Source organism: Rhizobium sp. AAP43, from assembly GCF_001296045.1.
Classification (GTDB): Bacteria; Pseudomonadota; Alphaproteobacteria; order Rhizobiales; family Rhizobiaceae; genus Allorhizobium.
In genome coordinates this window covers 30,864-47,046 of record NZ_LJHS01000066.1, presented here as the reverse complement: position 1 = coordinate 47,046, position 16,183 = coordinate 30,864, and the positions used below count along the sequence as shown (strand labels likewise).

Here is a 16,183-nt window from a genome sequence, read left to right as displayed (position 1 = left end):
TTGCGTCCGATCGGGCGAAGTTGAACGCGTGACTATTCTTGGGCAGGGCACCAATGACGCATCTGCGACCACGAAACCACGGATTATTTCGAAAAGCTCATCGGCAAATTCGGTTGTGTTTTAACAATCGTTCAGGAATTGCTGCAATGATCGCCTGGATTTTGGCCCGGTCCGGGGCAGTCTCGCTCAGACTGCATCACTGCGGCCCACCTTGAAGCGACCAGGACATACAATGCGCACAGACACGGGCCGGATCGTTCATCTGGCAGACTACCGCCCCACTGACTTCGTTCTGGAACGGGTTGATCTGACCTTCGAACTGGACCCGACGGAAACCAAGGTGGAAGCGCGCCTGATCTTCCATCGCCGCGAAGGCGTCGATCCGAAGGCTCCGCTTGTCCTGGATGGTGACGACCTCACCATGACCAGCCTGCTGTTCGACCAGATCGAGATGGACCCGGCGCGCTATACGGCCCTGCCCGAGAGCCTCACCATCCGCGACCTGCCGGAATCGGCGCCCTTCGAGATCACCGTTGTCACGATGATCAATCCGGAGGCCAATACGCAGTTGATGGGGCTTTATCGCTCCAACGGCATTTACTGCACGCAGTGCGAGGCCGAGGGCTTTCGCCGCATCACCTATTTCCCCGACCGGCCGGATGTGCTTGCCGTCTACACGATCAACATCATTGCCGATAAGGCCGCCAACCCGCTGCTCTTGTCCAACGGCAATTTCCTGGGTGGTGCCGGCTTTGGCCCGGACAAGCATTTTGCCGCTTGGTTCGACCCGCATCCGAAGCCGTCCTATCTCTTTGCACTGGTCGCGGGCGATCTCGGCGTGGTCGAAGACACCTTCGTCACCATGTCGGAGCGGGAAGTCACGCTGAAGATCTATGTCGAGCATGGCAAGGAGGCCCGTGCGGCCTATGCCATGGACGCATTGAAGCGTTCGATGAAGTGGGATGAAGAGGTTTTCGGTCGCGAATACGATCTCGATATCTTCATGATCGTCGCGGTCTCCAACTTCAACATGGGGGCCATGGAGAACAAGGGCCTAAACGTCTTCAACGACAAGTATGTTCTGGCTGACCCCGAAACCGCCACCGACCAGGATTATGCGAATATCGAGGCGATCATCGCCCATGAGTATTTCCATAACTGGACCGGCAACCGCATCACCTGCCGCGACTGGTTCCAGCTCTGCCTGAAGGAAGGTTTGACGGTTTATCGCGACCACGAATTCTCGGCCGATATGCGCTCGCGCCCGGTCAAGCGGATCGCTGAAGTGCGCCACCTGCGCTCCGAGCAGTTCCCGGAAGATGCAGGCCCCCTCGCTCATCCGGTCCGCCCGACCAAGTATCGCGAGATCAACAACTTCTACACGACGACCGTCTATGAGAAGGGCTCGGAAGTGACCCGGATGATCGCGACCGTTCTCGGGCGCGACGGCTTCAAGAAGGGCATGGATCTCTATTTCGAACGCCACGACGGTGATGCCTCGACGGTCGAGGATTTCGTCAAGTGCTTCGAGGATGCCACCGGCACCGACCTCAAGCAGTTTTCGCTCTGGTATCACCAGGCCGGCACGCCGCAGGTCACCGTCTCCTCGGCCTATGACGCGACAGCCAAGACGCTGACTCTCTCGCTCGAGCAGATGGTTCCGGCAACGCCCGGTCAGGCGACGAAAGAGCCGATGCACATTCCGCTGCGGTTTGCGCTTCTCGGCGAGAATGGTGCCGAACTCACGCCATCCTCCGTCGAAGGCGGCAAGATCACGGCCGATGTTCTGCATCTGACCGAACGCGCCCAGACCTTCACCTTCTCCGGCATCGGCGCCCGTCCGGTCGTGTCGCTCAATCGTGGCTTCTCTGCGCCGATCACCCTGCATTTTGACCAGAGCAGTGCGGACCTCGCCCATATCGCCCGCCATGACAGCGACCATTTTGCCCGCTGGCAGGCCATCACCGATGTGGCGCTGCCGGTACTGACCTCTGCCGCACGCGCGGCACAGGCGGGTACGGCGATCACCGTCGACCCGGCCCTCATCGACATCCTCGTTGCGGTTGCCGCAGACGAGGCCCTGGAGCCAGCCTTCCGCGCCCAGGCCCTTGCATTGCCGAGCGAGTCCGACATCGCCCGCGAACTCGGCAGCGACAATGATCCCGATGCCATCCATGCCGGCCGGGAAGCCGTGCTTGCGGCCGTCGCCAAGGCGGGTGCCTCGGTCTTTGCAACGCTCACCACCACCCACGCGACAGCCGGCGCCTTTTCGCCGGATGCGACCAGTGCCGGTCGCCGCGCCCTGAAGAACGCCGCCCTGACCTTCCTGTCGATCGCAGAAGCCTCCCCGGCGCGTGCGGCGGAGGCCTTTGCCAAGGCCGACAATATGACGGACCTTGCCCAGGCGCTCAGCGTGCTTGCCCATCGGTTCCCCGAGGCCTCCGAAACGGCAGCGGCACTTTCCGCCTTCGAACAGCGGTTCCGCGAGAACCCGCTCGTCATCGACAAGTGGTTCGCCATCCAGGCGACCATCCCCGGCGCCGGTGCACTCGACCGCGTTCGCGCCCTGATGGAGAGCCCGCATTTCGACGCTGGCAATCCGAACCGGGTGCGCTCGCTGGTGGGCAGCCTCGCCTTTGGCAATGCGACGGGCTTCAACCGCAAGGACGGCGCTGCCTATAGCTTCTTCGCCGAGCAGATCCTCGCGATCGATCCGCGCAATCCGCAGCTTGCAGCCCGCCTTCTGACCGCGCTTCGGTCCTTTGGCCTGCTGGAACCGGCCCGCGCGGCCAAGGCCCGGGAAGCGCTGATGACGATCGAGCGCAGCGATACACTCTCGGCCGACGTCCGCGACATCGTCGACCGCATTCTCAAGGGCTGAGCCCCTCTCCGCACGTTCTGCAAGGCGCCGCCAAAAGCGGCGCCTTTCGCGTGTCAACGGCCCTTTCGCTGCTTTCGCGCATGCTGATTTTACATCAGTTTCAGCCGCTTGCCCTGTGCACCGCAAAAAAAGCGGATTCCGATTAAGGGCTTAAGACTTTCTTTACCCTGCCCGTCTGGACAAGAAGAATCCACCATGATTCCTTGGGGTCAGATTCGCGCGAGCGGCGCGTCGAATCACACGAGGACAGAGGCGGGAAGATGTTGAACGCGCGGCGGGTTACCGCAGCCGATGAGCGGTTGCGCATCAATTTTTGGGATGTGGGTACGCATTTTGAGAATCTGAGGCGGCGACTGGCGGGGGCGCCGCATCGGCCGAAGCACGAGAGCAGCACGCGGCAGCCAAGCCTTGTCGAAACCGTGCTGCGCCGGCTGATCCCGGTTCTCATTCTCGCCTTTCTCGGCGTGGTCGCCATGGCCCGCACCGCCGGCATTGTTGCTGAGTATAATCGCATGGAAGGCGCCGTCCGGCTCCAGACCGCGCTGATTGCGGCAACCGCCGACGCGTCTCTGTCCGGCCGGGCCGATCTCTTTGCCAACCGCGACCGGGCCGGCGCCCAGCAGGCCTTGTCGGCGCATCTGCCGCGCGAGATTGCCGATGCGGGCGTCTTCGTGCTGCTCGTTGATGGCAGCGGCCGCGTCTTTGCCTCCTCGCCGGGCGCCGAGGCCCAGGTCGGTCTGATGCTGTCGGCCATTCTGCCGCAAATGCTGACCATCCCCAATGCCGGCGACAAGACCGCCGTCGAGACGAATTTCGGCGGCAGCCCGCATTACGCTGTCATCAGCAGCGTCGGCACGGATGGCGCGCTCATCCTCGTTGCGCATTCGCTCCATGACGTCGATGAATTCTGGCGCCGCGAGCTTTCGCTCAATGTCACCCTCTTTACCGGCGTCTCCCTCATCCTGCTCGTCATCCTCTACGCCTATTTCTACCAGGTGAAGCGGGCGCGCGAGGCGGACGACATCTTCCTCGAGTCCAATCTGCGCGTCGAAACCGCGCTGACCCGTGGTCGCTGCGGCTTGTGGGATTTTGACCTCGTCAGCCGGCAACTGATCTGGTCGCGGTCGATGTATGAGATGCTCGGCCTCAATCCCTCCTCCGAACCCTTGAGCTTTGCCGAAGCAGCCCGGCTCATGCATCCCGATGACGGCAACCTGTTTTCACTGGCCCGCACCCTCAATCGCGGCCGCTCGCGCCATATCGACCAGCTGTTCCGCATGCGCCATGTCCAGGGCCACTATGTCTGGATGCGTGCCCGTGCCCAGATCATCTCGACAGCAACGGGCGGCTCGCATGTGATCGGCATTGCCATGGACGTGACCGAGCAGCATCGCCTCGCCCAGCGCTATGCGGAAGCCGACCAGCGGCTGGCCGATGCCATCGACTGCACGTCGGAAGCCTTCGTGCTCTGGGACAAGAACGACAAGCTCGTTACCTGGAACGGCCATTTCCAGAAGGTCTATGGCTTCCCGGACGACGTGCTGGTTCCGGGTACCGAACGCTCCGTCGTCTTGGCGGCAGCAGCCAAGCCGATCATCCAGCGGCGCATTGCCAATGCCGATGACGGCACCAATTCGCGCACCTCGGAAGTCCAGCTTGCCGATGAATGCTGGCTGCAGATCAATGAGCGCCGCACCCGTGACGGCGGCCTCGTCTCTGTCGGCACCGACATCACGCTTCTCAAGCGTCACCAGGAACGGCTGCGCGATCAGGAACGCAGGCTGATGGCCACCATCGGCGACCTCTCTGCCTCGCAGAAGATCCTCGAGCGCCAGAAGACCGAACTCTCCGATGCCAACGAGAAGTATCTGGCCGAAAAGCAGCGTGCCGAGGCCGCCAACAAGGCGAAGTCGGAATTCCTTGCCAATATGAGCCATGAGCTGCGCACACCGCTCAATGCCATTCTCGGCTTCTCGGAAATCCTGCTTGCCCGCATGTTCGGCCCGGTCGGCTCGCCGAAATACGAGGAATATGCCAAGGACATTCACGAGAGCGGTAAGCATCTCCTGAACGTCATCAACGACATCCTCGACATGTCGAAGATCGAAGCGGGCCAGATGAAGATCCGTTGCGAGACCATCGATCTGTCCATGTTGATCGAGGAAAGCATGCGCCTGACAGCCATTCCCGCCGTGGAAAAGAACATCACGGTCGAGCAGCGCGTGGCGCCTGGCCTGCAGCTGGCGGCTGACCGGCGTGCGATCAAGCAGATCATGCTCAACCTTCTGTCGAACGCGGTAAAATTCACCAATGACGGCGGGCGCATCGCGCTTCGGGCACACAAGGTCGGCGATGCCGTCCGGCTGACCATTGCCGATACCGGCATCGGCATCCCGAAGAATGCACTCGGCAAGATCGGCAATCCCTTCGAGCAGGTGCAGAGCCAGTATGCCAAGTCGAAGGGCGGATCGGGTCTTGGGCTTGCCATCTCCCGCTCGCTGGTGGCGCTGCATGGCGGCTCGCTGCAGATCCGCTCCTGCGAGGGCAAGGGAACGGTCGTTTCCCTCCTCATCCCCGACGCCATGGTCTTCCAGACCGTCCGCCGGAGAGCATGATCCGAGAACATCACGCCATGGGGTGCCGCAGGTCGCCGGTCTTCACCGGTCGCTAACCCTGCGGCACGGTTGGCGCCTGGCGATCAGAGTTCCGTAACCGGATTGCGCCAAGACGATTGAGACAAGACAGGCGGCCCGATTTGCCGCGCGACAGAGCAGGACCCCTGATGGCGACGGACGCCAAGCCACGCAATCGGCTCTACATCAATTTTCTGGTCAACCTGATCGGTGCCGTCGCGCCGATCCCCGTGCTGATCCTCACCGTCCCGCTTTATATCCACCATGTCGGCGATGCCCGTTACGGCGTGATTTCGCTGATCTGGGTGATGATCACCTATCTGAGCTTTCTGGAGCTCGGCCTTGCCCCCGCCACGATCAAGGCGCTGGCCGGCATTGACCTTGCGGATAAACGCGAACGCGCCCGCGTCATCGTCACATCCTTTTCCATCAATGCGACGATGACCTTCTTCGGCGCCTTCCTGCTCTATCTTCTCAGTTCCTACATTGTCGGCAGCGTCGTTGAAGTGCCGGTAGAGCTTGAAGGCGAGATCAAGACGGCCATGCCGTGGATCGCGCTCCTTCTACCGCTGGTGATCCTCAACGGCGCTGGCATCGATACGCTGGAAGCCCGCGAGGCCTTCAAGCTTGCCAATGTCCTTCAAGTCTCCGGCACGATCTTCGCGCAGATCCTGCCGCTCGCCTTTGCGATCTTCATCTCACCCGATCTTGGAACTGTCATTCCCGGCGCGGTGATTGCCCGCGTCATCCTGATGGTCGCGATCATGATCGCGATCCGCTGGCTGGAAGGCCCGATCCGGATCACCGATTTCGATCCCCTGCGCGCCCGCAAGCTTCTGTCCTATGGCGGCTGGGTGACGATCTCCTCGATCCTGTCGCCCATTCTCGGCTCGCTCGACCAGCTGATGATCGGCCGGTTCTTCGGCGTCGCCACCGTCACCTATTATTCGGTGCCGCTTAACCTGATCACCCGCAGCCAGATCCTGCCCGGTGCGATTTCCCGCGCCATCTTCCCGCGGCTGGCCAGTTCCGAAGCCGACGACGCGTCTGCGCTCAGCGCCCGCGTGCTCATCGTCACCGCCCTCCTCTATGGCGGCGTCTGTGCCTCGACGATCCTGCTCATGGACCCGCTTCTGACGCTCTGGCTCGGCGATGTCTTTACCGACAAGGCGAGCCTGCCGGCCAGCCTGCTGGTCTCGTCGATCTGGTTCAACGCGCTGATCTTTGCCCCCTATTTCCTGCTGCACAGCCAGCACCGGCCGGACCTGATCGCCAAGCTGCATCTCGGCCTGCTCATCCCCTTTGCCGTCGTCCTCATCATCCTGACCAAGGAGTTCGGCCTTGTCGGCGCAGCCACGGCTGCCATCCTGCGCACCATGGTCGATTTCGGCGGCCAGCTGGCGCTGAGCCGCATTCTCGGGCGCGTCTTCCTGAAACTCACTGTTCCGGCTGCCATGCTGGCTGCTGCAACCCTGCTGCATGCTCTTTACGGCACGCACTGGGTGCTGATGCTGGTGTCCACCTGCCTGGTCTGGCCGCTGATCGCCGTCATCCTGTTCTTCCAGGACCGCGCCACCTTCGATCTCCTCCTCGGCATTGCGCAAAAGCCGATGAAATATCTCGCGTCGCGACGCACCGCCTGACATCGTCACCCACAAGCAAAACGGCCACCCCGATTGGGGTGGCCGCATCCATTTCCATCGTGCGTGGGCGAGATCAGAACTCTTCCCAGCTGTCGGCTTTTGCGGCCGTCATGCCCAGTGCGCCTGCGACCTTCTTGATCATCCGGCGGGCCGGAGAGGCGACTGGCTGATGTTCGGCAGCGGCCACGACCGGCTGACGGGTGGTCGCCGGGCTGCCACTGCCAATCTGGAACTGTCCGATCAACTGGCGCAGCCGGTCCGCTTCCGACGCGAGCGAGGCGGACGCTGCGGTTGCCTCTTCGACCATCGCGGCATTCTGCTGCGTGGTCTGGTCCATCTGGTTGACCGCCGTATTGACCTCGGAGAGAGCGACGGACTGCTCGCGGGCCGACGTTGCAATCGCGTCGAGCTGGCCGTTGATGGCGATCACATGGTCTCCGATGATCTTCAGCGAGTCACCGGTTGCCGTGACGAGCCGGACGCCGCTATCCACTTCCTGAGCGGATTTGCCGATCAGTTCCTTGATCTCTTTTGCCGCCTGGGCCGAGCGCTGGGCGAGTTCGCGCACTTCCTGGGCAACGACCGCAAAGCCCTTGCCGGCTTCACCGGCGCGGGCCGCTTCAACACCGGCATTCAGCGCCAGCAGGTTGGTCTGGAAGGCGATTTCGTCGATCACGCCGATGATGTTGGAAATCTGGCTGGACGAGCTTTCAATCCGCTGCATGGCGTCGACCGCATTGGCCACGACTTCACCGGATTTCTTCGCCGATTCCGTTGCCTTCATGGCCATGCTGCGAGCGTCTTCCGTGCGCTTGGACGAGTTCTGAACATTGGTGGTGATCTGGTCCAATGCTGCGGCTGTCTCTTCCAGCGAAGCGGCCTGTTGTTCGGTTCGCTTGGAGAGGTCTGTCGCACTCTGGCTGAGTTCACGCGATCCGCCATCGATGGCGCCGATCGACTGGGAGACAGCGCCGAGCGTACCGCGCAGCTTGTCCACGGCCGTATTGAAATCGGCCCGCAGATTTTCGAAGTCTGCCGCGAAGGGCTTGGATAGCTGATAGCTCAGATCGCCATCGGAGAGACGCTGCAGGCCTTCGGCGAGACCCTCCGTCGCTTGCGCCATCTCGATGACGCGCTGACGATCGGTCTCTTCCTGGCGAACCCGCACCGCCTCGGTCTGCAGACGCGCAGCCTCGGCCTCGTTTTGCTGTTCGCGCGCCCTCAAGCCATTATCCTTGAAAATCTGGACAGAGCGGGCCATCAACCCGACTTCATCCCGGCGTTCGGTGCCCGCGATGTCGACAGAGAGATCTCCCCCGGCCAGCACGTCCATCGTATCCGACAGTGCACGGATCGGGCGGACCAACCAGCCGCGAATCGCGACAAAGCCGACGCCGAGCACGAGCACGATGCCGGCAACTACGCCCACCAGGGTATTGCGCGCGGTCGCATTCGATTCATCCGTGAGCGCCGAGCTTGCGGTATCAGCCTTCTCCGTCATTTTTGTCACCAATGCGGTGAACTGGGGTGCGACCTTGACGAATTCGGGTTGGCATTCCGTCAGAAAGATTCGCTGGCTGGCAAGGACGGCTTCCGTTTCAGTGGCGGCTCGTGCGGCAGCGACAGTGTTCGCGCAGGCCACATCGGCCACCTGGAGCACACTGGTTTTCAAAGCAGGAATTTCGGTCTCCGACGGCATCGCCTCGGCGGCGGTGTCGATGAATTTGATGAAGCTCTCCTTTGCCGTCACGAACTCCTTGTTGGCCGCATCGATCTGAGCCTGTTCGCTTGACATCAGAATGTCGCCAAGGGCGGCGCGCATGCTCTGCATCGCGCGGTTTGAGCGGGCGAGACTGAAGGCAGCGCGCGATTCCTGGGTCAAAAGGCCGCTGTAAGCCCTATCGACCGACTGGATTCTGCTGCCGGCATAGAACGCAACGCCGAGGGCGAAGACGCCAAAGACAGCCATTATGGCAATAAACTTGCCGACGATCGGTATGTTTTTCATGTCCCAAGTCACCCTATCCCAGCGCGGCCTTGCCCGCGCATCTCCGTGATCAAGGGAACTATCCAACGCTTTCATTAATTAGGCGTTACTTATATCGGCGCTGGCCGATATGTCTTCATTGTCTGGCAACCACCCGCAGGAACACCTTGCGCACGGCCTTGGACAAACGCTTCACCTCCGCCTCCGTCGTTTTCAGGTCGGGGCATTCGGCCGCCCGCGTCACGAGATCGATCAGACCGGCCGGCACTGCCTCAGGGTCGAAGCCGCCGTCGATGCACAGCCGGATGACCTGGGAGAGATCGGTATAGAGCTTCAAGGCTGCGAGGCACGTGTCGCGGTCATTCGGGTCGATCAGATCGCCAAAAGCCTTCAGCGCATCTCCCGTCGACAGCCCATTGGTCCGGACCGGCCGCCCCTGTGCAGGGGCCACCAGTGCCAGGTATTGCGCGATGAATTCAATGTCGATCAGCCCGCCCGGGATCAACTTCAGGTCCCAGCTGTCCTTCGCCGGCTTTTCGTCCTCGATCAGCTTGCGCATCTCGGCCACGTCTTTTGCAACGACCGCTTCGTCGCGCTTGGCCGCGAGGATCTCGGCGATGATCGCCTCCGCCTCTTCGATGAGCCGCTCGTCGCCGGAGATCATCCGCGCCCTCGACAGGGCCATATGTTCCCAGGTCCAGGCCTCCTCGCGCTGATACTTGGCAAAGGCCCGAAGCCTCGATGCCACCGGCCCCTTGTTGCCGGAGGGACGCAGCCGCATGTCGACCTCATACAGCACGCCCTCGGCAGTCGGCGCCGACAAGGCCGCAATCAGCCGCTGCGTCAGGCGGGTATAGTAGCGCACCGGATCAAGCGGTTTGGCGCCATCGCTTTCCACCGCGTCGTCGTCGTGTTCATAGAGCAGGATCAGGTCGACATCCGAGCCTGCGGTCAATTCGAAGGAGCCGAGCTTGCCCATGCCCGCCAGCGCCACGCAGCCGCCCGGAACCCGGCCATGGGCGGCTTCCATCTCGGCCACGACCGCCTTCAGCGCCTCGTCGATCACGAGGCCGGCAAGGTCGGTAAAGGCATGGCCCGCCTGCCCACCAGCGATCGAGCCGGTCAGCAGGCGAATACCGATCAAAAAGCGCTGTTCGGCGGCAAAGATGCGCAAGCGATCGAGGATCTCCTCGTAATGCCTCGCACTTGAGAGGAAACTCTTCAGGCGACGGCCGAGGTAGTCCCTGGTCGGGAGTTCAACCAGAAGCGCCGGATCGAGCATGCCGTCAAAGACATGCGGCCGCTCGGCAATGATCTCGGCCAGCCGCGGTGCCGCCGCCATGATCCGGACGATCAGATCCAGAAGCGCCGGATTATTGCCCAGCAGAGAGAAGAGCTGGATGCCGGCGGGAAGCCCGGCCAGGAAAGTGTCGAAACGCAATAGCGCCTCGTCTGCCCTTCGGCTTTCCCCGAAGGCCTTGAGCAGGCTCGGCGTCATCTCGGTCAGCCGCTCGCGCGCCTCCACCGATTGCGTGGCGCGGTAGCGGCCGTAATGCCAGGTGCGGATGACGCGGGAAATATCCTCCGGCCGCTCAAAGCCGAGACCGTTCAGCGTCTTCAGCGTGTCGGGATCGTCCTTCTGGCCAGTGAAGACCAGATTGCCGGTCGCAGTCGACAGGCCCTCTTCCTTCTCAAACAGCCGGGCGTAACATCTCTCGACGGTCTTCAGCACGGCTTCCAGCCTCTGCGAAAACTCTGTCGTGTCGATGCAGCCCAGCATGAAGGCAATGCGCTTCAGCTCGGCTTCCGTCTCCGGCAGAACATGGGTCTGCTCGTCATGCACCATCTGGATGCGATGCTCGACGTCCCGCAGGAACCAGTAGCACTGCGTCAGCTCCTCCGCCGTCTGCGGATCGACCCATTTCGCGGCGGCCAGCGCGTGAAGTGCCGCTTCCGTGGCGCGGATGCGCAGGTCCGGCATGCGTCCGCCGGCAATCAGCTGCTGGGTCTGGGCGAAGAACTCGATCTCGCGAATGCCGCCACGACCGAGTTTGACATTGTGGCCCTTCACCGCGATTGCGCCATGGCCCTTGTGCACATGGATCTGCCGCTTGATCGAGTGAATGTCGGCAATCGCCGCATAGTCGAGATATTTGCGGAAGACGAAGGGCACGAGTTCGAGCAGGAAGCCTTCGCCAGCCTTCAGGTCCCCGGCCACCGGCCGCGCCTTGATGAAGGCCGCACGCTCCCAGTTCTGCCCACGGCCTTCGTAATAGATCAGCGCCGCCTCGACGGGAACGGCAAGTGGTGTCGAGCCCGGATCGGGTCGAAGCCTGAGGTCCGTGCGGAAGACATAGCCGTCGCCGGTGCGTTCCTGCAGGATGCGCACAAGCCTGCGCATCATCCGGCCATAGGTCTCCATCGCATCCTCGGGATCCTTCAGGATGCCCGCGTCCGGATCGTAGAAGACAACGAGATCGATGTCGGAGGAATAGTTGAGTTCCCGCGCGCCATGCTTGCCCATGCCGAGCACGATCAGCCCGCTGCCCTCTGCCGGCTGCGCCCGATCCTTGACGACAAGCTTGCCGCCATCATGGCCCGCCAAAAGAAGATGGTCGATGGCGGCCGCAACGCTGGCATCGGCCACGGATGTCAGCCAGTCCGTCGTGTCGCGGGCGGTAAAGATCCGGGCGAGATCGGCAAGGGCAGTGAAGAAGGCGACCTTGCGCTTGGCGCGTCTTAGCCGCGCCATGACCTCGGCCTCACCAGGGTTCAGACCCGCCTCATCCGGCCGCCAGGCATTCCGCGCCTCGGCAACGGCTGCATCCAGCATCGGCTCAAGCGGCGCCTCGAGCGCTTGCAGAAGCAAAGCGGGCTGCAGACTGGCAATATCGCGCAGATAGGGGGAGAGCGTGAAGGTGGCGAGCAGGAAGCTGCGCAGGGGGCCGTCAACGCCGACATGGTCGGCAAGTCCGGGCTCCTGCTTGATCAGGTCCTTGAGGAGCGCCGTTGCCGCCTTCATTTCCGTCTGGTTAAGCGGACGGATCACGCCCTCCGCCACCTCGGCCAATCGTCTCGCGCGGTTGTGCTCCATGCCGGTCTCCCTCCCTGAGGCGAGACCGTCCCCCGAATCTCGCTGGCGGCGTCACGTTACGGCTTTGATCCCGGAAAGACCATGGTGGCCGTCAAGCCGGGAAACTCGGCATGGTCGCGTGTGTCGGAGAGGATCAGCCGTCCGCCATGCAGCGCCATGATCGCTTCCACCAGCGAGAGGCCAAGGCCGGTTCCGGGCTTGGAGCGGCTCTTGTCCAGGCGAACAAAGCGCTTGACCACGTCTTCGCGCTTGTCGGCCGGAATGCCCGGTCCCTCATCCGAAATGCTGACTTCCACGCCCTGTGCGCCGCGCGAAACGCGAATGCCGATGCTCGATCCTGTCTCGCCCTGCCCGCCATACTTGATCGCATTGTCGATGAGATTGGCAATCGCCTGACCAACCAGTTCGCGGTTGCCGCGCACGGAAAGCCCCGGCGCGATCTGGCAATCCATGACCTGCCCTTCTTCCTCGGCCACCGGCTCGTAGAGTTCGGCGCTGTCGGCGGCAATGGCCGATACGTCGATGTCGGAGAGTTCGGCGGCAATCGACCCGGCTTCCACGCGCGAGATCATCAACAGCGCATTGAAGGTGCGGATCAGCTGGTCCGACTCGCCGATAATGGTTTCCAGTGCCGCCCTTCGGCTCGCCGGATCGTCCTCGTCCAGCGCATCGGTCGCCTTGTTGCGCAGGCGGGTCAGCGGCGTCTTCAGGTCATGGGCAATGTTGTCGGAAACCTGTTTCAGCCCCTCGTTCAACTGCTCGATCCGGCCGAGCATGCCGTTCAGCGAGGAGGAAAGCCGGTCGAACTCGTCACCCGAGCCGGAAACCGGCAAGCGCTGCGACAGATCGCCGGCCATGATCTTCTGGCTGGCAGCAGACACCCGGTCGATGCGCTTCAGCGCATTGCGGCCAATGGCAAACCAGATGACGACCGCGCCGATACCCATGATCAGAAGCGCCACCATCAGCGCCTGGCGCACCAGCTGGCGCAGCTTGCCCGGCTCGCCCAGATCGCGGCCGATCAGCACGCGCAAGCCGTTTTCCAGAACGAAGATATGCGCCGTCGCCAAGTGCCGCTTGATGCCGCCGCTGTCGGTGTAACGCTGGTAGCGGAAGGGAAATTCGGTCCAGCCTTCGTGGTCGAAAACGCCCGGTTGCACGGAGGCGACGTTGCCGGCCAGGATCTCGCCATTCGGCCCGGCCATGACATAGAGATTGGCGCCCGGCTGTCGGGCGCGCCGCTCCAGCGTGCGCAAAAGCTGGTTGATACCGCCGCGATCAAAGGCGCCCTCGATCTCCTCCACTTCCTGACGCAGCGCATCGCGCGTCTGGTTGTTGAGGATACGTTCGGAAAGCCCCGTCACATAAAAGACGAGGAAGGCGGCGCAGAGCGCGAAGAGCACGATATAGAGCGCAGACAGGCGGACCGCCGTCGACTTGAACAGCACGCCGAAGCGGGACGAAGACGCCATGATGTCAGCCTTCGTCCTTGATCATGTAACCCGCGCCGCGCACGGTTTTCAGCAATGGCTTGTCGAAATCCTTCTCGATCTTCGAGCGCAGCCGCGAAACATGCACGTCGATGACATTGGTCTGGGGGTCGAAGTGATAGTCCCAGACATGTTCGAGCAGCATGGTGCGGGTCACCACCTGACCGGCATTCTTCATCAGATATTCGAGCAGGCGGAATTCACGCGGCTGCAACAGGATGTCCTTGCCAGCGCGTTTGACCTCATGCGACAGCCGATCCAGCTCGAGATCGCCGACGCGGTAGGCCATGTCCTGTTCCGGCTTGCCCTTGCGCCGGCCAAGAACCTCGACACGCGCCAGAAGTTCGGAAAAGGCGTAAGGCTTGGGCAGGTAGTCATCGCCACCGGCGCGCAGGCCCGTGACGCGGTCATCCACCTGTCCGAGAGCCGACAGGATCAGCACCGGCGTCTCGACGCCGCGCTTGCGCAGCTCGCTGATGACGGAAAGCCCGTCGCGGCGCGGCAGCATGCGGTCGACGACCATCACGTCATAGCTGTTTTCCGAGCCCATGAAGAGGCCGCTCTCGCCGTCGCTGGCGTGATCGGCAACGATCCCTGCCTCGCGAAAGGCTTTCGTCATGTAGGCGGCAGCTTCCAGGTCGTCTTCAATGACAAGTATTTTCATGTGCGCGACCTTAGCGCCGGCCTCAGGGCCCGTATAGACGGTTTCGCCGCTTGTCGGCTGTCCTTGGTCAGCGATCCCCATGCTCTTGTCCTTTCCATCACGTCTGGCCGCGCCGCCCCTGGCGGAGGCCACATCCGGATACGAAAAAGGGGCGCCGCCGGTCCGCGAACCGCCGACGCCCCGTCTTCACGTCATGATCAGCCCTGGTTGATCGGCAGTGCCACGAAGCGGCTGCCCGCTTCGGATTCCACCTGGAACAGCGCCCGGGTGCGGCCGTCCTTCTTCGCCTGGTCGATCACCTTCTGGACATCCGCCACCGAGGATACCTGCTGGTTGTTGACCGAGGTAATCGTCTCGCCGGCCTTCAGGCCCTTGTCGGCAGCATCGCTGTCCGGGTCGATATCGATGATCGACAGGCCCTTACCGCCATCCGCAGGCCGAACGGAGAGGCCGAGGCCCGACAGTTCCTGCTCTGCAGCCGGTGCCGGCGCTGCATCGTTCTCGCTCGGCTCTGCGACTGCCTGGTCTGCCGGCAGTTCGCCGAGCTTGACCTTGACCTCGGTCGCCTTGCCATCGCGCCACAGCGTCACATCCACGGTGGTGTCAGGGGCAAAGGCTGCGATGCGGCGCGCGAGATCGCGCGGGTCCTTGACCGGTTCGCCGTTGACGGCCGTTACCACATCGCCCTGCTTGATGCCGGCTGCCTCACCCGGAGACCCGGCCTGCGGGGCGACGACCAGTGCGCCGCTGTCTTCGGAAAGTCCGAGGCTATCGGCGATGTCCTGCGTCACCGGCTGGATCTGCACGCCAAGCCAGCCACGCGACACCGTGCCGCTGTCCTTCAGCTTGGCAATGACATCTGTCGCCACCGAAGCCGGGATAGCAAAGGCGATGCCGACATTGCCGCCGGAGGGCGAGAAGATCGCGGTGTTGATGCCGACCACTTCGCCGTTCAGGTTGAAGCCGGGACCACCGGAGTTGCCGCGGTTCACGGCCGCGTCGATCTGCAGGTAGTCGTCGTACGGGCCGGAGCCGATATTACGGCCACGGGCGGAAATGATGCCCGCCGTCACCGTACCGCCGAGACCGAAGGGATTGCCGACCGCAACGACCCAGTCACCGACGCGCACCTTCTCGTCATCGGCAAATTTCACATAGGTGAACTTCACATCCTTGGCGTCGACCTTCAGCAGCGCAAGGTCGGTGCGGCTGTCCTTGCCGACGAGCTTGGCATCGTATTCCTTGCCGTCGTTCAGCACCACGGTGAAGGCCTGACCATCGTCGATGACGTGGTTGTTGGTGACGATGTAGCCATCCTCGGAGATGAAGAAGCCGGAGCCTTGCGCGGTCGGACGCAGGCGTCCTTGACCACGTTCGCCGCGCTCACCGCGCTCACCGCGCTCGCCCCGTTCTGCGCGTGGGCCGCCGTCATGCGGGCCGTCCATGCCAGGACCGCCGAATTCGCGGAAGAAACGCTTGAGCGGATGATCGTCCGGCAGGTCGTCAAAGTTGCGACCGCCGAAATTGAAGGAGTAATTGCTGTCCTCGGATGCCTCTTCGGCAACATTGGACTGGACGCGGACGGAAACTACGGCCGGCAGGACCGCCGTGACGACGTCGCCAAAGCTCGGCACCTGCGGCGCGTTCACCTCGACCGGCGCGGCCAAGGCCGGAACAGCGGCGAAGGGGGCAGCCGTCACCAGCATCATGGCCGCAAGGCCAGCCGTGGTGGAAGTCTTGAGGATCGTCTTCAGCGAGCGACCTTTGATCTCGGACATGTGATCTACCTTC

The 16,183-nt window shown here is 62.7% G+C and carries 8 protein-coding genes; 3 read left to right on the top strand and 5 right to left on the bottom strand.

Annotated elements, in window-relative coordinates; all coding sequences use genetic code 11:
- Positions 1–232: 232 nt before the first annotated feature.
- The 3 genes from pepN (at position 233) to IP76_RS22355 (ending at position 7,157) form a co-directional block, all read left to right on the top strand.
- Complete coding sequence (gene pepN, locus IP76_RS22365; RefSeq protein WP_054160453.1) at positions 233–2,881, top strand: aminopeptidase N; 2,649 nt, start codon at positions 233–235, stop codon at positions 2,879–2,881.
- 260 nt (positions 2,882–3,141) lie between these two features.
- Positions 3,142–5,496, top strand: coding sequence for a PAS domain-containing sensor histidine kinase (locus tag IP76_RS22360; protein ID WP_054160452.1), 2,355 nt, complete (start codon positions 3,142–3,144; stop codon positions 5,494–5,496).
- Positions 5,497–5,663: 167 nt separating this feature from the next.
- Complete coding sequence (locus IP76_RS22355) at positions 5,664–7,157, top strand: flippase (protein WP_054160451.1); 1,494 nt, start codon at positions 5,664–5,666, stop codon at positions 7,155–7,157.
- Positions 7,158–7,230: 73 nt separating this feature from the next.
- Here the strand turns inward: IP76_RS22355 and IP76_RS22350 are convergent, their stop codons facing one another.
- The 5 genes from IP76_RS22350 to IP76_RS22330 all read right to left on the bottom strand — a co-directional run bounded on the left by IP76_RS22350 (position 7,231) and on the right by IP76_RS22330 (position 16,170).
- Entirely contained in the window at positions 7,231–9,165 is a 1,935-nt protein-coding gene (locus IP76_RS22350; protein WP_054160450.1) for a methyl-accepting chemotaxis protein, read from the bottom strand.
- Between the two features lie 115 nt (positions 9,166–9,280).
- Positions 9,281–12,238, bottom strand: a complete 2,958-nt coding sequence (locus IP76_RS22345; protein WP_054160449.1) for a bifunctional [glutamine synthetase] adenylyltransferase/[glutamine synthetase]-adenylyl-L-tyrosine phosphorylase — start codon at positions 12,236–12,238, stop codon at positions 9,281–9,283.
- 56 nt (positions 12,239–12,294) lie between these two features.
- On the bottom strand, positions 12,295–13,710 hold the full coding sequence (locus IP76_RS22340) for a HAMP domain-containing sensor histidine kinase (protein ID WP_054160448.1): 1,416 nt from the start codon (positions 13,708–13,710) through the stop codon (positions 12,295–12,297).
- 4 nt (positions 13,711–13,714) lie between these two features.
- Entirely contained in the window at positions 13,715–14,473 is a 759-nt protein-coding gene (locus IP76_RS22335) for a response regulator transcription factor (RefSeq protein WP_306765502.1), read from the bottom strand.
- A gap of 116 nt (positions 14,474–14,589) precedes the next feature.
- On the bottom strand, positions 14,590–16,170 hold the full coding sequence (locus tag IP76_RS22330) for a Do family serine endopeptidase (protein ID WP_054160509.1): 1,581 nt from the start codon (positions 16,168–16,170) through the stop codon (positions 14,590–14,592).
- Positions 16,171–16,183: the final 13 nt, after the last annotated feature.

What these genes read in the sequence shown, in the direction of transcription:
- pepN (WP_054160453.1), top strand. Translation starts at nt 233, where the DNA reads ATGCGCACAGACACGGGCCGGATCGTTCATCTGGCAGACTACCGCCCC.
- IP76_RS22360 (WP_054160452.1), top strand. Translation starts at nt 3,142, where the DNA reads ATGTTGAACGCGCGGCGGGTTACCGCAGCCGATGAGCGGTTGCGCATC.
- IP76_RS22355 (WP_054160451.1), top strand. Translation starts at nt 5,664, where the DNA reads ATGGCGACGGACGCCAAGCCACGCAATCGGCTCTACATCAATTTTCTG.
- IP76_RS22350 (WP_054160450.1), bottom strand. Translation starts at nt 9,165, where the DNA reads ATGAAAAACATACCGATCGTCGGCAAGTTTATTGCCATAATGGCTGTC.
- IP76_RS22345 (WP_054160449.1), bottom strand. Translation starts at nt 12,238, where the DNA reads ATGGAGCACAACCGCGCGAGACGATTGGCCGAGGTGGCGGAGGGCGTG.
- IP76_RS22340 (WP_054160448.1), bottom strand. Translation starts at nt 13,710, where the DNA reads ATGGCGTCTTCGTCCCGCTTCGGCGTGCTGTTCAAGTCGACGGCGGTC.
- IP76_RS22335 (WP_306765502.1), bottom strand. Translation starts at nt 14,473, where the DNA reads ATGGGGATCGCTGACCAAGGACAGCCGACAAGCGGCGAAACCGTCTAT.
- IP76_RS22330 (WP_054160509.1), bottom strand. Translation starts at nt 16,170, where the DNA reads ATGTCCGAGATCAAAGGTCGCTCGCTGAAGACGATCCTCAAGACTTCC.